16 protein-coding genes are annotated in these 21,691 nt (G+C 42.0%); 9 read left to right on the top strand and 7 right to left on the bottom strand.

From position 1 onward, the window contains the following. Positions 1 to 50: 50 nt before the first annotated feature. Complete coding sequence (locus OCU48_RS07500; protein ID WP_141343985.1) at positions 51 to 1,175, bottom strand: acyl-CoA desaturase; 1,125 nt, start codon at positions 1,173 to 1,175, stop codon at positions 51 to 53. 936 nt (positions 1,176 to 2,111) lie between these two features. On the opposite strand from OCU48_RS07500, the gene OCU48_RS07495 reads away from it, so the two are divergent. Continuing rightward, the gene (locus tag OCU48_RS07495; RefSeq protein WP_141343984.1) at positions 2,112 to 2,825 is read left to right on the top strand and encodes a YrhK family protein; all 714 of its coding nucleotides are present in this window, start codon (positions 2,112 to 2,114) and stop codon (positions 2,823 to 2,825) included. A 64-nt stretch (positions 2,826 to 2,889) separates the two neighbouring features. On the opposite strand, the gene OCU48_RS07490 is transcribed toward OCU48_RS07495, so the two are convergent. After that, positions 2,890 to 3,210, bottom strand: coding sequence for a YqfO family protein (locus OCU48_RS07490; protein WP_141343983.1), 321 nt, complete (start codon positions 3,208 to 3,210; stop codon positions 2,890 to 2,892). Positions 3,211 to 3,414: 204 nt separating this feature from the next. Next, positions 3,415 to 4,548 (bottom strand): SMP-30/gluconolactonase/LRE family protein, encoded by a 1,134-nt coding sequence (locus OCU48_RS07485; protein WP_141343982.1) that lies wholly within the window; start codon positions 4,546 to 4,548, stop codon positions 3,415 to 3,417. A 175-nt stretch (positions 4,549 to 4,723) separates the two neighbouring features. Here OCU48_RS07485 and OCU48_RS07480 point away from each other — a divergent pair, with 175 nt between their 5' ends. Together OCU48_RS07480 and OCU48_RS07475 are read left to right on the top strand one after the other, a co-directional pair. Then, positions 4,724 to 5,662, top strand: coding sequence for a LysR family transcriptional regulator (locus OCU48_RS07480; protein WP_208727088.1), 939 nt, complete (start codon positions 4,724 to 4,726; stop codon positions 5,660 to 5,662). A 155-nt stretch (positions 5,663 to 5,817) separates the two neighbouring features. Beyond that, positions 5,818 to 6,174 (top strand): MaoP family protein, encoded by a 357-nt coding sequence (locus tag OCU48_RS07475; protein ID WP_141343980.1) that lies wholly within the window; start codon positions 5,818 to 5,820, stop codon positions 6,172 to 6,174. A gap of 73 nt (positions 6,175 to 6,247) precedes the next feature. Here OCU48_RS07475 and OCU48_RS07470 read toward each other — a convergent pair whose 3' ends face one another. Beyond that, entirely contained in the window at positions 6,248 to 6,787 is a 540-nt protein-coding gene (locus OCU48_RS07470; protein ID WP_141343979.1) for a cytochrome b, read from the bottom strand. Positions 6,788 to 6,901: 114 nt separating this feature from the next. On the opposite strand from OCU48_RS07470, the gene OCU48_RS07465 reads away from it, so the two are divergent. Then, positions 6,902 to 8,719, top strand: a complete 1,818-nt coding sequence (locus OCU48_RS07465; protein ID WP_141343978.1) for an ABC transporter ATP-binding protein/permease — start codon at positions 6,902 to 6,904, stop codon at positions 8,717 to 8,719. A gap of 118 nt (positions 8,720 to 8,837) precedes the next feature. Beyond that, positions 8,838 to 9,470, top strand: a complete 633-nt coding sequence (locus OCU48_RS07460; RefSeq protein ID WP_141343977.1) for an SGNH/GDSL hydrolase family protein — start codon at positions 8,838 to 8,840, stop codon at positions 9,468 to 9,470. A gap of 237 nt (positions 9,471 to 9,707) precedes the next feature. Here OCU48_RS07460 and OCU48_RS07455 read toward each other — a convergent pair whose 3' ends face one another. Then, entirely contained in the window at positions 9,708 to 10,883 is a 1,176-nt protein-coding gene (locus tag OCU48_RS07455) for a MerR family transcriptional regulator (protein WP_141343976.1), read from the bottom strand. An 884-nt stretch (positions 10,884 to 11,767) separates the two neighbouring features. Here OCU48_RS07455 and OCU48_RS07450 point away from each other — a divergent pair. From OCU48_RS07450 to OCU48_RS07435, 4 genes are all read left to right on the top strand, one after another. Next, complete coding sequence (locus tag OCU48_RS07450; protein ID WP_244312220.1) at positions 11,768 to 12,727, top strand: efflux RND transporter periplasmic adaptor subunit; 960 nt, start codon at positions 11,768 to 11,770, stop codon at positions 12,725 to 12,727. Then, a complete protein-coding gene (locus tag OCU48_RS07445) occupies positions 12,724 to 13,818 on the top strand; it encodes an efflux RND transporter periplasmic adaptor subunit (RefSeq protein ID WP_141343974.1) in 1,095 nt (364 codons plus the stop codon). Before OCU48_RS07450 ends, OCU48_RS07445 begins: the two co-directional genes overlap by 4 nt. After that, a complete protein-coding gene (locus OCU48_RS07440; protein ID WP_141343973.1) occupies positions 13,815 to 16,955 on the top strand; it encodes an efflux RND transporter permease subunit in 3,141 nt (1,046 codons plus the stop codon). Before OCU48_RS07445 ends, OCU48_RS07440 begins: the two co-directional genes overlap by 4 nt. A 354-nt stretch (positions 16,956 to 17,309) precedes the next feature. After that, a complete protein-coding gene (locus tag OCU48_RS07435) occupies positions 17,310 to 18,473 on the top strand; it encodes an MFS transporter (protein ID WP_167496147.1) in 1,164 nt (387 codons plus the stop codon). Between the two features lie 90 nt (positions 18,474 to 18,563). Here OCU48_RS07435 and OCU48_RS07430 read toward each other — a convergent pair whose 3' ends face one another. Next, positions 18,564 to 18,884, bottom strand: coding sequence for an HI1450 family dsDNA-mimic protein (locus tag OCU48_RS07430; protein ID WP_119010333.1), 321 nt, complete (start codon positions 18,882 to 18,884; stop codon positions 18,564 to 18,566). A 153-nt stretch (positions 18,885 to 19,037) separates the two neighbouring features. Next, entirely contained in the window at positions 19,038 to 21,401 is a 2,364-nt protein-coding gene (locus OCU48_RS07425; protein ID WP_141343971.1) for a DNA polymerase II, read from the bottom strand. Between the last annotated feature and the right edge of the window lie 290 nt (positions 21,402 to 21,691).

Below are 21,691 nucleotides of genomic sequence, written 5' to 3'. Positions count from 1 at the left end.
ATAGCATAGCTAAACGACAAGCTGAAGAACACCAGCTTGTCATTTTTTGATTACGCAAATCGCTTTACGTTGTCCATCCATATTTGTTGTTGATACTGAAATTGTTCTTTCAACTGCAGGTGGCGGATCTTAAGAACCTCAAGCTCATGGCTCTTTAGAACTTGTTGTTTTTTGTTTTGTAGCAAATGCATTTTACTGTCGTAATAGTCGCGCATGCTTTCAATTAAGGACTCGAACTCTTGTTCCAGTTTATTGGTTAACGAAGGGCTAGCATCCATTTCATTGAGCTTTTGATGTGCGTTTTGCAGCATCATAGTCGCACGCGCTTTTTCAATTTTGAATTGCGGTGTGACACGCAGTTTCTCTGTCAATCCTACCCATGAACAGGCCTTGATTAACCATTTCGTAGGGTCGTAGTGCCACCAATCGATGCCATTGCGATAGTCATTTTCAAACAGATGATGGAAATTGTGATAACCCTCGCCAAAAGTGAAAAACGCCAAAATTCCGTTATCTCGAGCAGAGTTTTTATCGGTGAAGGTTTGTTTGCCCCATATGTGCGCAAGAGAATTAATGAAAAACGTGGTGTGATGACTTAATACCAATCTTACTGCGCCAATAACCAAGAACATGCCAACAATGTCGTTGTAAATCACCCCCAATAGAATTGGAAATCCAAAGTTAGTGATTAGAGCTAGTGGCGCGTAATATTTATGCTGCCATTGTACGACTTTGTCTTTCTTTAGATCACGGCAGTTTTGGTAGTCGGAATAGGTGGATTGATTGTAATCACGTAGCATCCAGCCAATATGTGAGTACCAAAAACCGCGAGATGCGGAATAAGGGTCTTTAACATCGTGGTCAACGTGCTTGTGATGCTCGCGATGATCTGAAGACCAATGCAATGCACTGTTTTGCAATGAGAATGCGCCGCCGATGGCAAAGATCGCCTTGAGGATAGGGCTAGCTTGATAGGTTTTGTGACTCCATAGACGATGATAACCCGCAGTAATGGATAAGTTGGTAAAACTGAATGCGATAACGAACCAAATCAGATGTACCCAGCTTAAACCATAGTTAAACGCATACCAAGGCGTAACAACAGCGGCTAACAATAGGCTAGAGACAAAAATAAAAATATTAAACCACAGTAGTGGTGGACGTTGAGGGCTCACAATGACTCCATATTTTAAGTTTCAGCTTACAACTGTTCGCTAGAATATCAGCTTATGTTTATAAAGCAAACAGCTTGGTCACACAGAGGTAACAAAACGTTGCAAAAGAGTGTTGTGAGTTAATCAGGGGCGCTGTTGAGAGACGGCCAAATCGAAGGAGGTTAGAGCCTGAAGTGAGATTGATGAAGGACTTGTTTACACAAATAGATAAGAGAGTGAAGAAAAGCATATAAGCTAAGTAGTTCTTTTTCTACAGTGTTTATCCTGCGCTGTTTCTGAGCATTTACTTATTGTGATTCGTCATACTGCTCAGGGCTAGCAACTCCTGATGGTATTTCTACTTTATCAAACCAAAGTTGAATTCCTCAAACATTCGGTTAGGTATAATGGAAATATAAACTTGGAATAGTGAATAATTCTAAGTTGTTGATTAATATTATTTATTTTTTCTTTATGCAGTGTGGTGTCGACTAGGTTTATGCATGAACTAACCCTGCAAATTTGTAGTGACATGCTTCAAAATGGTTATTTTAGGTATAAATATCGCTACCTGTCTCTCAATGAATGGTTCCTATGACTAACAATAAAGAATCAGCTGTTTTATTAGCGATGTTTTATTTTATGTTTATGTATTTGACTTCCGATTTGACAATAATTCCTCTTGACCTAACCGAACTCGATATCATCCATGTAACAAGCCGCTTTATTATTTAAAACCTGATTTCCTAGGTTAGATATTAAGCTGCCCAATGGGTTTGTGTGGAGGTTGCTGCTCGTCTAGAAGCTGTAAGCTTTAATGGAGGGTGCAGTCCATCAGTAGCGATTAGTCTAACGATGGGTAATTGATAATATACCTTCTGATAGGCGTGATTTGTTCCTCACTTTTATCATTGATTTTCTTTAAGCTCTTTTTCTAATCAGTTGAGATCTGTATCTATGCCTCACGTCTTTTCTAATCGTCGACGTATCATGAATCTAACCGCGAATAAAAAGGAACTCGCTTCCCAGTTTCGTTGGGAAACGATTAATGCTATTGCCTACAAGGTTGGCGGTGTTCTTTTTGTTATTGGTAGCTATTTCTTTTTTCCAAATCAAGCTCAATATTCTCATATTGGCGGGGTGCTGTTCCTGACTGCTTCTTTGATTTATCTAGTGGTGAATGTTCATGACATGGCGGAGATACGACGATACTGGAAAAGCAATACCTCTCATAATCAACAAGATAGACTCGAATATTTCGCGGGTGCCACCTACATGACGGGTACACTGTGTTTTGTATTGGGGCGAATTGTTGGTTTTGACGTAGTAGGGCAACCTATAGCAAGTGCCTGGCTGTTTATTATTGGTAGTTTATTGTTTGTGTGTGGCGCATCGACTAACGTCTTTTTAATCATAAGGGCAGAATCGGTACAACTGTTGCAGTTGATGAATCTTACATCCATTACCTTTATCGTAGGGTCAGTATTATACGCTATTGCGTCTGTACCGTATCTTTGGGCCTTTGAATCTCGGGTTGATCACTTACTTATTCTTAATTTTCTAGCATGGCAATATATGATTGGAAGCCTATTCTTTTTGCTTGGTGGTGTGTTTAATTACTGGCGAGCGTATTTACTTGTGGAACGAAAGATTAAAAATATAGGGGTCTGAGTGCTCAATTTGGCCTAGCACAAGAGAAATTGTTTCATCATTTAATCTGGCTCTTGCTTACCAATTAGAGGGTTTTCCAATCCAGCATATCGTATACCTCAAAGGCGACCTCTTCATAAGGATGAGCTTCTAAAAGCGCTTTAACACTTTGCTTTATATATCGGTCATCACAAACTAACTCTATTTTCAGCTCTTTGAGACGCTCAACCTCTCCTTGGGTACCTATATGTGGATTAGCATTAGCTAATGGGCGAAATTGGCCCTGACCTTGCGTCTCAAAGCAGCAGCGATCGTAGTCTCCAATTTTTCCTGCACCAGCATCGAACAGGACATTTTTTACCTCTTCGGCATTGTTGACGGGAACAAAGAAAATGATTTTTTTCATCTAAGTACTCAGAAATTAAGCCAATCAATACCAAGATTGTAGGGCAAATATCTTGTGTGTTATGAAGAATAGGATTGATTTGAACACTATTGTTTTGCAGACGGGCTTTGCGGACAAAATTAGTTTGGCTAAGGGATACTTTGGGTAAAGACTGGCCTATTGTGTGAGGCAATAGGCCAGTAAGCCATTATGAAAGGTTGTTTTCTATAAGTCGATGACGGAAAGGTTGAACGGTGCTTCTACTTCGGTATTCACCGCAACACCCTTAGGGGTAATCCAAGCGATATCCATGTTGACCACAATCAGTTGGTCATTGCGAAGTAACAGCACTACGGGTTGGTCTAGGGAACCGTCGGCACCAGAGGTATCAGCATTTTGGTGCAGGGTCTCCACACTTGCATCAATACTTACTGAGTGCACCGCATTATTTAGGATATCGGCAACATAGAGTTTTTGTCGGTTGCTATCCCATAGGATTCCATCTGATGAAACCATTTTATCGCTAGCGGTAAATATTTTGGTACTTAGGATGTTGTCGTCTTGATCAAATTGGGTTTTATAGATAACGCCGTCTTCCATGATAGAGGTGTACAGATTACCCTCATCATCAATCGCAAGCCCATCAGCACCAAATCCCACACGATTACTCGAAACCATCTGCGCGACTAGGTGTGGGTCTTTGGCTTCACTATAAGGGGATAATGTCACTGTGCCTTGTTGCAATTCTTCTAATGAGAATGCATAGACGCCACTTCGTAGGGGAGCTTTTTTCTCACCTTCGGCGGGCGTAGCTTCGTGAACTAAGATGGATTCGGTGACAAACAAGGTATCGTCTTTCCAAGTAAGACCATTGGCGACGATAAACCCTTCAACAACCACGTCCATATCAACAGGCTTACCATCGACTATATTGATGCGAAGTACGCGTGAGGCATTATTCCCGTCCCACAATACTTGCATATCGGCGATATACAGATTGCCATCAGGGCCAAAGGCGCACTCCATAGGACCAATCTTGCCTGTGCCTTGGTGCATGTCTTCTGGTTTAAATTGGTACCAATCGCTGACTTGATTATCTTTGGTAATGATTGCCATTACGGGTGGGGCCGCTGTTTCAATGGTGCCGTTTTTTATTAAGTAGTCGTTATTGAAGTTTGGCACTGAGGCAATGATGTTGCCTTGTTTATCTAGGGTAAGCCCATCTAAGGTGTTGTATTTGCTGGTATGATCCAAAAACACCTTAGGTGAATATTGATTATTTTCTGTAGATGCTGCGAAGGTATAGCTACTGACTAAAAACACACTAAGCAAACACGCCATGGTTTTTAAGTTGTTCATTGTATGTTCCTTCTTATTATATTGATGCGCTAAACGCTCATATAAAAGTCTAGGTTTAGTTGAACTTTTAACAATGCGATTAATCTAGAAACATTGTTAAGGTTTTCTTTACAGCTACACTTCTAGCTACAAATCAACGGACGTGTGGCCACGATCAATGCATAGATCAAAGCAAGTGTCTCGATTATTGGTGTTTGGAGAAGTTGCCAAGCAGGGCAGTTTCACTGATGCCGCTGAGGCACTTGGGATCAGCAAGTCCGCTGTTAGTCAGCAGGTGAGGGCGCTTGAAGATGACCTCGCGGTGCAGTTGATTATTCGGACCACACGAGGCTTAACACTCACCGCCATTGGCGAGAAAATATTAGTACGCAGCCAGATGATTCAAGAGCAGGTAAACTACGCTTTTACTGATCTTGTCGATGCGCAGCACAACCCCAAAGGCCCCTTTAATATTACTTACCCTCACTCCATCGAGACGGCAGTGGTGTTGCCTGCAATGCGCAAACTATGCAGAGAGTATCCAGGATTAGAGCCCGGCCTTAATGTCAGCGACTGCCAGATAGATTTGGTGAAAAATAATATAGATTTGGCCATTCGTGGTGGGGAATTGCAGGACAGTGGGTTTAAGGCATTGCCATTGGCAAAGATCACTGAGATATTTTGTGCCACGCCCCTCTACCTGCAAAGACATCGCAAGACGGCAAAAAATTTTAGCCTGCGCGACTTAGAGCAACATCCCTGGATCTCGTCGAGTTGGCAAAAAAGTACCATGTCTATTCTCAATCTGAAAAGCCAACAGTCTCATACTATTAAACTGAACCCCTTTGCTAAAACCAATACATTGCCAACTGCGCTGAATATGGCGCTCAATCATATGGGCATAGTGTCTTTGCCTGACATATCGGCCATCCCTTATCTAAGAAGCAGTGAACTAGTCCATATAGCACCTGATCTCTATGGCAAAGTATGGCCGCTGTATGTGGTACATACTTATCAAAACGATAAACCGGTGCATGTCAGTCGCTTTTATGAGCTGCTAAAGCAGTTGTTTGCCAATCAATCCGTGTACAGCGCAGGCATGACTTTTGCGTTCGAGAGCGTGATTAAAAGGTAGTGCTACTCTGAGTTAGAGAATGTTAAGAGTGGAATTTCAGGGTATGAAGAACGATAGAATAGACCTATAGAAACGACAAAAATTATTTGATTTTCAATCGCTACTTTTCACTCTATTTTCAGCGTGTTCTAACAACAAAAATAATAGAGGTCATTGTGGCTGAGACATTGATTCGTTTGGGTGAAAAACGCTTCTACGACGATAAAGCTTTTCCTCGTGGTTTCGCTAAATCAGGCAACTTTACAATCTTAGAAGATGAACTATTGATGTATTACGGTGATACCTTGTCGGGGCTAGAAACTGGCAGACTAGAGCCGATGAATCAAGAAGAAAAGCATTTTCTAAAAGCGCTTAAGGATCCGAAAAAGGCGAATACTAAACTTGAAACAACGTGGTTGAAATACATCAAACATTCACGCACTAGAAAATGTTTTTACACCTTTAATAGTAAGAAAATATCGACTAATCATGCCGCTTTTGAGCAAGAGTTAGCTTACGCTTACGAAGACTAATCGCATAAAGAAGTTGTCTATTGAGAGGTATTATTTAGTAAATAATACCTCTCGTTGTTTTAAGTTTCAGTGGTTAAAACTTCTTTCCTAGCATGCGATTGATGGTGCCGTCTTTATCAATTAATTGATGCTTTAATGCCCCAACGATATGTAATATCAGCATTGCAACGATAATGTTCACGGCACTATGATGAATAGTGCTACCCAGCTCTTGCAACCACTCAACCTTTTTACCCTCACTAATAATCACCCAACCGAAGACATCAACGGCTCTGCCGCCACCTGCGCTCATGATGACGCCAGAGATAGGCATAGCTATAGTCGCTAGCATTAAAATGCCATGTACAGCGTGTGCGATTTTTTTTTGCCACGCAGGACTGCTGCCTAAGCTTAATAGATTGCCTTCCTTGAGTCGCCATAGTATGCGCAGTGCTGCGACAACAAGAATCAACACGCCAATGGATTTGTGGTAACCCATCAGCTCAAACTTGTTTGGGCCTCTGTCCATTTCAGACATAATCAGACCGACGATAAATACACCAATGAAAGACACACCGGTAAGCCAGTGCATTACAATGGTAGTTAGTGAAATTTTTTTAGTGTTGGTTGCCATGGTTCAATATCGAATACAGAATTTATAAGCGTATTATCTATGAACTTTATGAAACTAACAGGTGATTTACTGTAAAGTAACGTAAATGGGCTCTCAATTACATAAGGCATTGAAATGCAAAAGCAAAATATAGTAGAACAGCAAGATATGCCTGATAAAGAATTGAAAAATGATCGGAAAAGCTTGAGTATTTTACTTGAGTTATTCAAATTTGTGGGACCGTATAAGGGAAAGGTATTTGCCGCTCTAGTCGCTCTATTTTTTACGGCAGGATTGACGTTATCTGTTGGTCATGGTGTTCGCTTGCTTATTGATGAGGGCTTTTCCCAGCGTTCACTTAGTGATCTAGCCAGTGCGATTCAATTCATTGTTATTGTGACTATCTGTATTTCCATAGGAACGTTTTTTAGATTCTATTTGGTTTCCTCTGTTGGAGAAAGGGTGAGTGCAGATATACGCCTTGCGGTGTTTAATCACGTTGTGACCTTGCACCCTAGCTATTTTGAAACCAATGGCAGTGGCGACATTATGTCACGGCTAACCACCGATACTACGTTACTACAAAGCATCATAGGGTCGTCTTTTTCTATGGTGATGCGCAGTGCTTTAATGTGTATTGGCGCAATCATTATGTTGTTTGCAACCAACGTAAAGCTGACCTTGATTGTACTCGCATCAGTCCCTTTTATCTTAGTTCCTATATTGGTCTACGGTAGGCGAGTTCGTGCACTCTCTCGTAAGAGCCAGGATTCGATGTCTGACGTGGGAAGTTATGCTGGAGAAGCGATTGAGCATATAAAAACTGTGCAAAGTTACAGCCGTGAGTCTGAGGAGAAAGCCTCTTTTTCTGCAGAAGTGGAACGAGCCTATGAGATAGGAAGAGAGCGAGTAAAGCAAAGAGCCGTTCTTATCTCGGGAGTTATTGTGATTGTTTTTGGCGCAATATCGGGCATGTTGTGGGTTGGAGGCAGTGATGTTATTCACGGTAAGATGTCAGCAGGCGATCTAGGTGCGTTCGTGTTTTATGCGATTATGGTGGCTTCATCGACGGCGACCATCTCTGAAGTCTTTGGAGAGTTGCAACGTGCGGCTGGGGCTACAGAACGATTGTTCGAGATCCTCAATGTAGAAAGCCATATTGTGGCACCGCAAAATGATGTGCTTTCAACCAAGGGATTGTCAGCTGAGATGGTCTTTGATGAGGTGTCTTTCTTTTATCCCTCAAGAAAAGACACCGCTGCCATTAGCCACCTAAACTTGACTGCCGCAGAGGGCAGGGTACTTGCGCTGGTGGGTCCGTCTGGTGCGGGTAAAACGACCCTATTTGAGTTACTACAACGCTTTTATGATCCTCAGCAGGGAGCGGTTAAATTAGGTGGAGTGGATGTGCGCCGTTTTGACCCGAAAGAACTGCGCGATACCATGGCACTAGTACCTCAGCAACCAGCGCTATTTAGTCATGATGTATTCCATAACATTCGCTATGGCAAACCAAACGCCACAGATGAAGAGGTGATAGAAGCCGCTAAGAAAGCCCATGCTCATGAGTTTATTGTGAATCTTCCTCAAGGTTATCAAAGCTTCTTAGGGGAAAAAGGGGTTCGATTATCGGGAGGACAGCGTCAGCGAATCGCTATTGCCAGAGCTATTCTTAAAGACCCAACAATATTGCTATTGGATGAAGCTACCAGCGCACTTGATAGCGAAAGTGAGCATCATGTACAAAAGGCTTTAGAAGCGCTGATGAGAAATAGAACCACCATTATTATTGCGCATCGCCTTTCTACGATTCAACACGCCGACCAAATTGCAGTATTGGATCATGGCAAGCTAGTCGATGTGGGAAATCATGCAGCATTGCTACGGAGCTGTGATTTGTATCAACGACTGGTAGAACTGCAATTTAAACAAGGCTCGAGAGAGACGACTTAGCTGCTAGATAATAAATGGGGCGATTCATATCAATCCTAGAGTTATATGTACGACACTAACAGTCTACCTCTTATTTATAATACAATTGAATCAAATTCAATAAACTACAGCAATATTCATGAAATCAATTTTATGTTTTGGCGACTCGAATACTTGGGGTTGCTCGCCTGATTTACCGCGTAGGTATAACTCTGAAGAACGCTGGACAAAGCTACTTCAAAAACAACTACCTTCAGAATATGTCGTAATTGAGGAAGGGTTAAACAGCCGAACTACCGTGTTAAATGACCCTTACGAAGCGGGTAAAAACGGGCTAGATTACCTTTATCCGTGTATAGAAAGCCACCATCCAGATCTCGTTGTGATTATGCTTGGGACAAATGATCTAAAGTCTCGATTCAATTTGACGGCTAGCGATATATCCAAAGGTGCAGGAAGGCTTGTTCAATTGGTGCAAAACTATAAGCATAGATTCATGGTGAAGCCTCCTGAAGTATTACTCGTATCACCAACACATGTCCTTGAAGTCGATCCGCTGAAAGAGGGCTTTACGAACGCTGAACCTAAGTCAAAAGAGCTTGGCTACTACTTTAAACTTCGTTCTGAAGAGTTGGGTTGCCATTTCTTTGATGCGGCAACTGAAATTCAACCATGTCCAAAAGAGGGTATACATTGGCAAGTTGATCAGCATAAAAAATTTGCTAAGATACTAGCAAAACGTATCCCTGAAATATTTGAAGGCAACATTTAAGTGTTTTTCATTGTGAGTAATGAGCTCTAGAAGAACTAGTAAAGTTGAGACAAAAAGATGATGCCTATGGGACTTGTTAGCTTTAAATGCAATCTTCATCCAAAGGCTAATCTCAGATCTCTCTATAGGTAATCTACATAGTTACTTTCCATAGTTACATCATTGAATGAAACGAAGGCATCAAACATCCTCTATGATGTCTTCGTTTCCGTTTAGATGCATTAGGTTAGCTTGTAATTATTTGGTCGTCTTTTGGATGATAAACATCTCGTAGCCAAATTCATCCAAATATCGTTCATAGATGCTGATCTCTTTTCTAAGATCGTTTAATGCATTGGAGTTGGGCATATTTGGTGTTAACTCAGTAACCCTGTGTTTTAAAGGTATAAAGTAATTCTCCCAGGCTTGCTGGCTGAGTGGAAAGTGCTCAATTACTGTATAGCCAGCCGCTTTTATTTGTTCCAATCGTGTATCAAGACTATGCATGTCGGGGTATTCGCCCTTCCAAAATGCTTGTGCTTCTGGGCTACGGGTATCAGTAAACCACACCAAATCGCTAAACATCATGACGCCATCGTTTTCAAGTAATGGTCTCCATTGTTTGAGGGCACTTTCTACGCCCATAATATAAGCGCTACCTTCAGCCCATATTAGATCAAAGCTTCTACGATTAAAGGGTAGCTCGGTCATGCTTGCGCACACAGGGCTGATACGATCGTTTAAACCATCTTCAGTAAAACGTTCGCTCAAACGGTCTAGTGCGGACTGTTCGTTGTCCACTACGGTGATTTGTGCTTGAGTGTTGTTTGCCAACACGGTTGTCGCTAACCCTTTTCCCGAACCAATCTCTAGGATGTTGCGGCTACTGAGCGGCACTAAATTGAGTGCATCTAGGGTTTGTTGTTCGCTTCCTGGACCCCAGCGGTCGAGTGTTTCGTAGACCTTCATAAAGTCGGTCATGTAATCTTGATGTTCGTTCATGTCTTTTGATAACCATTTTAATCTTAGGGCTTCTTTTTCATCGAAACCTTGTTTAATAAGCCAATCCAAGTGAGCATCTGGCGCTACTTGATTAGCAGTCTCATGCCAAGCTCTGTGGTCACCTTCGCCAAGAAGTGCCGCTAACACGCCTCTAGAGTGTTGCTTTTGTTCGATCTCTTTATCAAGTTCACCAAGGCGGCTAAGCAGTAGCGTTCTATCTATTTTTGCTTCTAAGCAGCCCTTGCATTCCTTTAAGGTTAACCCTGCGGCTTGCAAAGTTTGAATTAGCAGTACTCTTTGCACGTCTTTGTCGCTGTATACGCGATAGCCATTGTTCAACCTAACGCCGCTAATCAACTCTAATTTCTCGTAGTAGAGTAAAGCGGTGCGTGATAAGCCGACCTTCTGAGCTAGCTCTGATATACGGTACATAGGATAAACCCTTATTTGGATGCCTCTAACATAAACTATAAAGCAATAGACAGGTCAACATGAAGTATAGATTTACAATCGTTGATTGGTGTAGAGAAAATACAATAGGTTTGCGTGAAGTAGGATACTACCTATTTTGCCATCGCCACTGAGTCTGTTAAGTGCCGCTGTAAGGATTAAATCTGGAAATGTCGTACTTCGGGTTTGAATTCGAGAGTATTTTCCACGTATGGAGAGTGCTTGAAATGTGATTTTTAAATATAGGTAAAATAATCATTAAATTGTAGAGCAAATAAAAACTTAAAATTACTTCGTCTTTAATTGCTCTTATATTGCGTAAATAGATGTAATATTTAAATGTAGATTGGTTGTTATTTTTTGATATTATATTTTCTCGTCATTACTTCATCGAGTTTAATCTTAATTCATTAAGCCATATAGATACATAAAGCCATGTTTGGTTATGAAATAAAACTGATTTATATAAAACAAAAATAATACTATAAACAATGGCTTACTGATATTTTCCTGCGTAAATATTTCGTATCAATACATTGGATAAATAAAATAGCATAGCAATATATAGTTTAGAGTGGTTAAATACTGTTGATCTTTGACTAAGTAGATTAATGAATTTTGAATTAATTACTTAGATCACTGTCTCAAAACAAGTATTTGGCTTAGTTTTATTTTTTGTGTTGATGTTAATCATCTTTAAATAAGTTGAGTGCTACCTTTATCTTCGTGCCTATGACTCAGTTATAGGTCAGTTCTTTAATGTGAATTAGATGAGAAATAGAGTGTTAGGATCTTATTTTACTCGAGCCTGGGTTCTTCCTGTGTGCTTATTCAGTATAACTGCCTGCGATAATCAGCAGGCGCTTGTGGCAGAACCAGAATCGAGACCAGCCAAACTTATTACAGTGTCAGCGGGTAGCGATCGTTTTGAGCGTGTTTTTCCATCCTCCACGCTTGCGGGCGATAAAGCTGTTTTGGCATTTCGTGTTTCAGGGCAGGTGGTCAATCTACCAGCCAAAACCGGACAAAAAGTGAAAAAAGGTGATTTGCTTGGGCTGTTGAACCAAGAAGAATACGCGTTGTTTTTAGCTGAAGCAGAAGCTGAGTATGCATTAGCTAATGTGCAGCTTGACCGAGCTAAGAAACTTATCGCCGATCGCGTTATATCAGAACAAGATTACGATCAGGCGGTTGCTGCTGAGCAAGTGGCAAAATCAGCATATCAGCAAGCGAGAGCAAACTTTCAAGATACGCGCTTGGTCGCTCCGTTTGATGGCACTATTTCGATGAAGCACATCGATAATTTTGAGTATCTTGAAGCCAAACAAAGCGCGATGAACATTCAGTCGGATTCATTGTTGAGGGTCGTATTTCAGCTTCCAAACTCGATGGTGAATCGAGTGAAAGGCACCGATGCACAGTTCTATATGGAATTTGATTCGTATTCTGGCGAGACCTTTCCATTGGTGTTTCAAGAAATAGATACTGAGTCAGATTCCACTACCGGTAACTATAAAATGACCATGGTAATGGAAAGACCTGATGATATCGGAATCATGCCTGGTATGTCAGGAGACGTCACCCTTTCGCTTCCACGGGCTAACCCGTCGACCTTGCCTGATTCGGCTTTATTTGTTTGCGAAGAGAACTGGTGTGTTTGGCGCATTGATGATGAATCTCGCACAGTGAAAACTCCAGTTATTTTGGCGGAGGATGGACAATTGATTTCGGGTTTAGATGATGGCGACCAAATTGTATTGTCAGGTGTAAATCAACTGTCAGATGGGATGAAAGTACGCGAGTGGATTAAGGAGAAAGGGTTGTGAGTACATTCAAATTCCAGTCTTTAAAGTGGTTATTTGTGTTGACCACTCCTTACTTTCTTAGTGGTTGTGAGCGCCCAACCGTCGAGCCCACAACGCGATTGCAAAGTGTTGAATTACTTCAACTAGACGCTACATCTACCCCTGAAGCATTGATGTTTCCAGCTATCGCTGCTGCCGCTGAGCGTGCTCATTTGAGTTTCCTTGTTTCTGGTGAAGTAGAACATGTATTAGTGAAGGAGGGAGATCGGGTATCAAAAGGTGACGTCATTGCCAAATTAGACCCTCGTGACTTTAGGATTGCAGTGCGCAATGCCCAAGCAAGCTACAGTGCCATTAATAGTCGATACCAACGATCAAAGCCGTTACTTGAAAAAGGGTTACTGGCTCAATCAGAATTTGATGAACTGTCTGCTAAGCGCCAAATGGCGAAGGTTGAGTTAGATTTTGCTCGCCTGTATTTGGAATATACCGAATTAAAATCGCCTATAGATGGCATGATTTCTCGAGTCAACGTAGATCAATTTGAAAGTGTGAAGCTAGGCCAGAACATAGTGAATATTCACAATATTAATGAGGTGGATGTACTGGTTAAAATTCCAGATCGTTTGTTTATCAATAAGCCATCTCAGACAGAGATTTGGCAGGCAATAGCCGGTGTTCAATCGCCAACGGGACAACGCTACGATGCGACGATTAAAGAGTTTACTACTGAGCCAGATCCAACATCAGGGACCTACACCATTACGTTAACCTTACCCATGCCAAAAGATGAACTTATCTTGGACGGAATGGCAGTTGAAGCCATAAAACCAGATAACTTATCCAATATGGAATTAGGCCCAATTTCTACCGTGCCCTTTCAAGCATTGATCAATGCAGATGGTGACACTCTTAGTCGAGATGAGAAATACGTTTGGGTGTATGACAACAATACAGTGAGAAAACAGAAAGTAACAACGGGAGCGGTAACCGGTCATTCAGTGCAAGTTATTGCTGGATTAAAAGGTAATGAAACCATCGTTGTCAAAGGCTTATCGCAATTGCGAGAGGGTGCTGAAGTGAAAGTGATAAATAGTGGGGCAGTACAGTGAGTTCTACCAAGAGTAATCAAACTACCGCGCAAGAAGATAAGCAAATAACGGGTATTGCTGCGTATTTTATTCGGAATAAAGTGATCAGCTGGATGATCACTTTGATCTTCTTTATTGGTGGTACTGCTGCCTTTTTCGACCTAGGTCGCTTGGAAGACCCTGCATTTACAATTAAGGATGCAATGGTTGTCACTAGCTACCCAGGAGCGACGCCAGAAGAAGTGGAAGAAGAAGTTACCTATCCATTGGAAAAAGCGATTCAACAGCTGACCTACGTGGATGAAGTTACGTCTATATCCACTCGTGGACTGTCTCAGATCACTGTGACAATAAAGCGAAATTATACTTCGGAAGATCTTCCACAAATATGGGATGAACTCCGCCGAAAAGTCACCGATATCCAAGGTTCCTTGCCTCCAGGAGTAAACACTCCGGCGGTAATTGATGATTTTGGTGATGTGTATGGGGTGTTATTTGCGGTTACTGGTGAAGGCTACTCTTATAAAGAATTACTTGATTATGTGGATTATCTGCGTCGAGAGTTAGAACTCGTTGATGGTGTGAGTAAAGTGTCTGTTTCTGGAGAGCAACAAGAGCAAGTGTTTATCGAGATGTCGATGAAGCGTATGAATGCTCTTGGTGTCGCACCTGAAACGGTGTTCAACTTACTGAATACCCAAAATACGGTTTCATCGGCAGGTGCGGTGAGGGTTGGGGATGAATACATCCGAATCCAACCTACAGGGCAGTTTGATAGTGTAGAAGAGCTAGGCGATCTGATCATTACAGATGAGAGTTCGTCAGGTTTGGTGTATTTAAAAGATGTGGCAGAAATCAAGCGCGGTTACATAGATGTTCCGACCAATGTGCTGAACTTTAACGGCAATATGGCGCTCAACATGGGCATTTCATTCAACTCAGGCGTGAATGTGGTCTCTATTGGTGAAGCGCTTGACCAAAAATTATCAGAGTTGGAGTATCAACAGCCAATTGGCATCAATATTGATGAGATCTATGCTCAGCCTGGCGAAGTGGAAAAATCGGTAAATAGTTTTGTGGTCAGTTTGGGTCAAGCCGTTGGCATTGTGATTGTGGTGTTACTGTTTTTTATGGGCATCCGATCTGGGGTATTGATTGGTCTGATCCTACTACTGACAGTTTTAGGCACGTTCGTGTTTATGAGCTACCTTGGCATAGAACTTCAGCGCATTTCTCTTGGCGCATTGGTTATTGCATTGGGGATGCTGGTGGACAATGCCATCGTTATTGTTGAGGGCATATTGGTCGGAATAAAAAAAGGGCGTACCCGACTGCAAGCCGCCACGGATATTGTTACCCAGACCAAATGGCCTCTATTGGGCGCGACTGTGATTGCTGTGACAGCGTTTGCACCTATTGGTTTATCCGAAGACTCAACGGGTGAGTACTGTCGTACCTTGTTTACTGTACTGCTGATCTCCTTGATGTTGTCGTGGTTTACTGCAATTTCATTGACGCCATTTTTTGCGAATCTTTTCTTTAAGGGGCAGAAAGTCGAAGTTAATGAAGAAGGCAGTCAATACAATGGTTTTGTGTTTGTCATCTATCGTAAGTTTCTTGAGTTTTGCATGAATCGTGCTGGGCTGACTGTTTCAGCGCTTGTTGTGATGTTCTGCACAAGCTTATATGGATTTAGTTTTATCAAGCAGTCATTTTTCCCAGCGTCGACCACGCCTATTTTTATGTCGGATATTTGGTTACCTGAAGGAACGGATATTCGTACCACCAACGCTAAGTTGCAAGAGCTCGAAGAATGGTTACTTGAGCAAGAGGGAGTAGAAGATGTGACAACCTCTGCAGGTGAAGGCTTGCAACGTTTTATGCTTACTTACACTCCAGAGAAAAGCTATGCAGCCTATGGTGAAATAACCACTCGAGTGGCAAGCTATGAAGTGCTTCATGACATTATGGCCAAGTACATTGACCATTTGGATACTAATTATCCAGAAGTAGACCATCGTATGAAGCAAATTGAGTTGGGGCCAGGTGGCGGAGCAAAAATTGAAGCACGAGTAATCGGTTCGGATCCTACGATATTACGCGAGTTGGGTGCTCAAGTGGTTGATATTTTGAATGATGACCCAGGCGCTCGCAATATTCGCCATGATTGGAGAGAAAGAACTAAGGTTTTAGAGCCCATTTTCAATGAGAGTCAGGCTCGTCGATATGGCATTACAAAATCAGATATAGATGACTTCTTACAAATGTCATTCTCTGGAAAAACAACAGGTCTGTATCGTGACGGTACAACGTTAATGCCGATTGTAGGGCGCTTAACAGAAGAAGAACGCGTTGATTTTAGAAATATCGACAGTTTGAAAGTCTGGAGTCCTGTGCTCAATGATTATGTGCCTTTGCAGCAAATATTGATGGGGTATGAGACTCGCTGGGAAGATCCTATTATCATGCGCAAAGACAGAAAACGTATGTTGACCGTCTTTGCTGATCATGACCTTCTAGGTGATGAAACCGCCGCGACTTTACAAGAGCGTGTGCAAGAAAAAGTTGAAGCGATTGAGATGCCTCCAGGTTATAGCTTGGAGTGGGGCGGGGAGTTTGAATCTTCCAACGATGCTAAAGGTGCTTTGGCTTCGAGCATGCCAATGGGCTATCTGTTTATGTTCTTAGTCACTGTGTTCTTATTCAGTTCTGTGAAAGAGCCATTGATTGTGTGGTTAACTGTGCCATTGGCGATTGTAGGAGTGACCTGCGGGTTGCTGTTGTTTGATACGCCATTTGGGTTTATGGCTTTGCTTGGCTTGTTAAGTCTATCAGGGATGCTACTGAAGAACGGGATTGTATTGATTGATCAAATTGAACTTGAAATGCGCTCAGGAAAGGATCCTTATCTTGCGGTAGTTGAAGCTGCTATGAGTCGTGTCAGGCCGGTGTGTATGGCGGCGATTACAACCATACTGGGCATGATTCCATTGCTGCCGGATATCTTCTTTAGACCAATGGCGGTAACCATTATGTTTGGTCTGGGCTTTGCGACTGTACTGACCCTGATAGTCGTACCGGTGTTGTATAAAGTGTTTCATAACATTAAATACAATAATGAACCGGGCCAAGAGGATGAGCTTATCAACGACGTTTGATGGCCACACAAGCAGTAATCAAAGTTCTTTGAGGGCTCTCGGGAACTAGAATTATCGGTAGTGAGTGATTGAATTACATAGATATTCGTAATCAGTCACAAGCTACCGTTTTTTGTGCTTATACTGAAGAACTTCCCGATAGTCTCCTGCTAGCCTAACCTCGGCACAAGCATTACTTAACGCAAACAAACGCAGCTTATTTATCACCTATATGTGGTTAACTCGAAAAACAGACATTTCGGTTTGAAATATTATTTTTCAATGGGTTTCATTGCAATTCGTTGTCCGATAGGAAAATATCAGTTAACGACATGTACCAAGATGCATAAATAGTGAAATTGGATGAAGAAGTGTATGGAACGAATTTATAGGCGAAATTTAGCGATATTAATGTATGTATTGATTGCCCTTGGTGGGATTGTCGTCGATATCATTGTACCGTCACTTCCCTCAATTCAAACTGCATTAGCAACCAACGAATCCTTGACCCAGTGGGCGTTTACAGCCGCGATTCTGGGGTTTGGTTTAGGACAAATAGCCGCAGGCTTTATCGTCGATGCCTTTGGTCGGAAAAAACCAATGTTGGTGGGGTGTTTTGTCTTAGTGATCGCACTTTTTGCTGCTGCCAATGCGTCATCTATATTGGTGTTGGTAGCACTTCGTCTAATGCAAGGTCTTGCTGTTTCATTGGTTGCGGTTGGTGGTAGGGCGGCTATAAAGGATATGTTTCATGGTGAAGAATATTTGCGTGCTGTAAATTGGATAACCATATCTTTTGCGTTAGGACTCACTCTGTCTCCATTTGTTGGTGGTTACCTAGAATCTCATTTTGGATGGACCATGGTGTTTTATGCCTTGATGGGATGGGTTGCCTTGGGCGGATTTTTGCTTCTGGTGTTTTTCAAGGACTCGCATACACGAACTCGTCTTAATGTGAGCTTTGTTAAAGGGAGTCTGTTGGAAATAATTGGTAATGCAAGTTTTCGTCGAGTAGCGATTATTTGTGGGATTCTTTACTGTATTTTACCTGCATTTAATACCGTGGCACCTTTTCTAGTGCAGGGAACTTTGGGTCATTCACCGGTTTTTTATGGCAACATCGCTTTATTTCTTGGTGCATGTTGGTTGATGGGTAATCTCTGCAATCGCTTGTTTTTTTCGATTGCCGCAGAAACAAAGGTCAAAATATCAGTTAGCTTTGCGATAATTTCTGTTGTGTTGGGTATTGCGTATCAGTGGTATTTTGGACTGAGTTTATTGGCGCTGGTTTTTCCGGTAGCGATTGTGATAGTAGCGCTTGGTGTGCTTTTCCCTTTATTTTTAGGTCAGGCATTGTCGCCGTTCCCACACCTTGCAGGTATTGCTAACGCCTTGGTTTTTTCGGCTTGTTGGTTATGCACTGCGTTGGTCTCGTTTATTGCATCAAGTCTATCAAGCTCATCAGCATTACCCTTGCTAATCATGTATGCAGTGCTGCTGCTAGCAATGGCTTTGATCTATCGTCTAGGTCGAAGGTAATATCTAAACATCGAATACAAAAAAGCCAGATGGACTAGTATCTGGCTCTTGTTTGTTTAAGTTTGTTTTTTGAGTTTACTGACGCAAAATTTAGTCGCGCTTCCATAAAATATGGCAGAATTTGTGGTCAGGGTCGCGCGATACTAACAGTCTTGCGAACACGTCATCCAACGTATCATCTGCTTCGTTTACTAAACCGATTTTGATTTCGGCATAGGTTTCTTTATCAACTTCAAACCCTACGTGTTGAACCCAATCATCGCCTGTTTCGACTAATTCAGCTGCGCCTCTATCTTCGAATTGAAGGGTGAATAGTGCCACATCAGCAGCTTCTAGGTTATCTGGGGCCATCTCAAGAAAAATGTCGTAAGCGGTATCGATGGTGTCATCGTAAGACAAAAGTTCAGTCATTAGATTTCCTTAGCGGTATCTTTGATAATTAGCGCGATTGTACGCTTTAATTGTATTAATACCAATCGTAGTAAATAGCGGCTCATCCTAGCGGGTTATTCAGCGTTTTCCAACGCTACTTCTGAGCGCAGTTACTCGCTGTGATTGGTATAATTAGAACAGCCCAAGCTGAGGAGCATTGATATCATCAAACTTTAGCCCAACGAAGGGCAAAATGGCATCGGCAATCGGTTTTATCTGTTTATCTATATAGTGCTCGTAGTCTATTTTATTCTTAACGTATTCAAGGGGTTCCGGCCCAATGATTGTCATCATATAGGAGATTCGCCCGCGGTTTTGATATTGCAGTGGCCGCCCAAGTTGTTGGTTGATTTCATCGGCTAAGCGAGCAGCGCGCACCTGTGGTGGTATGTTCTTTTGATATTCGTGTAGCCTTCGGCGAAGTCGCTTTCGATACACTAGTTTATTATCCAATTCTCCGTTCTCAACTTGTTCGACCGTATCAACAATAAATTGTGTGGGATCGGAACCGTCAAAGATGAGCTTGTAGAGGTGAGCCTGAAAATCTCGCGCCAGCTCAGTCCAGTCACTTCGTGCACTTTCTAAGCCTTTAAACACAATACGTGAGTCCGAACCCTCAGTAATCAAACCGGCATAGCGTTTTTTTGACCCTGTTTCTGAACCTCGTATGGTAGGCATGAAAAATCGTGAGAAGTGGGTTTCATATTCCAGTTCAAGTAGAGAGGTGAGGTTATATTCTTCGGTTAAGTGTTGCGTCCACCAGCCATTAATGTGCTTGGTCAGTGCATTACCAATTCTATCTGCCTGCTGTTGAGAGCACTCATTTTTGAGGGATACAAACGTCGAATCAGTATCGCCATAGATCACTTCATAACCTTGTTCCTCGATAAGCTTTCGTGTGGTCTTCATTATCTCGTGACCACGTAGGGTAATCGATGATGCCAATCGCGTATCAAAGAAGCGACAACCGGAAGAGCCCAATACACCGTAAAAGGAATTCATGATGATCTTAATGGCCTGAGAAAAAGCCACTTCTTTGTCTTTCTTTGCCTTATCTCGGGCTTGCCAAAGCTCTTCAATGAGGTTGGGTAAAAAGTGTTTTTCTCTATGAAATTGCGCTTTGCGAAAACCAGGTACTGCTTGGTCTGGTTCATTGCCAATTTCTAGCTTTAGCCCTTCTATTAACCCCATAGGATCTATCAGAAAGCTACGAATAATAGCGGGATACAGGCTTTTAAAATCAAGCACAAGAACAGAATCATATAAGCCGGGGCTTGAGTCCATAACAAATCCGCCAGGACTGGCAATCCAATCGTTTGGCGTTAGATTAGGTGCCACATAGCCACCCCTATGAAGGCGTGGAAGGTATAGGTTAGAGAATGCGGCAACACTGCCACCAATACGATCAAGGGCTAGACCTGTCAATTTACTGCGCTGAATGAGGTAGTCGAGTAGATGGGTCTTCTCAAATATCTTGTTTACTAACACACAATCTTGAAGGTTGTACTTAGCAAGAGCCGGCTTATCATGATGGAACATGTGATTTATCTCTTCCATTCTGTCCTGCACGTTGTGTATTGCTTTGCCTTCATGAAGCAGTTCTTGAGAGACAGACTCCAATGACCAAGAATCGAAAGAATAAGTCGCCGATTTGAGACCATCGATACCGTCTATCACCACCCGTCCTGGTATGGTAATAAAGCCTTGTTGGCTTTGATTAGATTGTCGATAAAAACAGGCTTGTTTGCCTCGGCCAAGTGTCAGCCGCAATTTGTTCTGCTCTGCTCTCTGTACTAAAAGTCGCATGTCAAAACCAATCACATTCCAACCTACGATGATGTCAGGATCAAATTGACTAAACCAGTTAATCAAGGCAACAAGAAGAGCGCGTTCATTCTCTACCCATTGAATGGGAGTGTCTTGTTTTGGTTGTACTTCGCCAATCATGATGACGCGGCTATCGAGCTTGGAATCTAATCCCACAGAATAGAGAACGCCTTTGGCGGAACATTCTATATCCAAAGAAACAACGGTTAAGCGTGGTGAGTATTCTTTAGCGGCTCGGCATTGTGCATTCCCTACTTTGGTAAAACCATGGACTTGCTCCTCGACACCATCAAATTCTATTTGCCCCTGAATAAATCGCTCCATTAGGTAACGATCTACAAGTCGTATATCGGATTCATAGATGGGAATAGAGTGATCAATTAATACGGTTTCAAAATCTGAGGCATGCTTTCGAGTATGGAAGTAGCAGGCAGTAGTTGCCTCTAACTGAAAGGTTTTTAGAGGAAGTGATTTAGTCTCACAGGGAATATTACACTGTTTTGCTAATTGCTTAACCTGTGCCTCGAAAGAGGTGTTTATAAAGTAGACAGACTTCTGCTCTGGGATTTGTAGCAAAGTAGGACCTAGATCTGTAGATACCCAAAGCTCAATAAGGCTAGAAAAACCTAAATCTTTACTTTGACGAGTTAGTATAAATCCTGAACGCAATCTGCAAACCTTTTTGCTACTCTTACTAAGGGCTATGATATCAAACCCTTACTTAGGCCGTTATATGAATTTAGTTGCTATCAACAATGTTTTTCAATTTACTGATTTTATTGGATAAAAAATGGACCTTTATCCTTAGTTAACGCTTATGATTTTTATTGCACAAGATCGAGTTTGGTACAAAAAACGAGCGAACGATCTGTTTAATGCAACAGTACATCATAATAATTGAACTAAATTGTTGTAAAAATGGCGAATAGTAAGCATATTTGGATGTTGTTGGCTACAGC

The sequence above is a fragment of the Vibrio inusitatus genome, from assembly GCA_024346935.1.
In the GTDB taxonomy this organism is placed as follows: domain Bacteria; phylum Pseudomonadota; class Gammaproteobacteria; order Enterobacterales; family Vibrionaceae; genus Vibrio; species Vibrio inusitatus.
The sequence above is the reverse complement of the archived record's forward strand: the minus strand, read 5'-3'. Positions and strand labels throughout refer to the sequence as shown.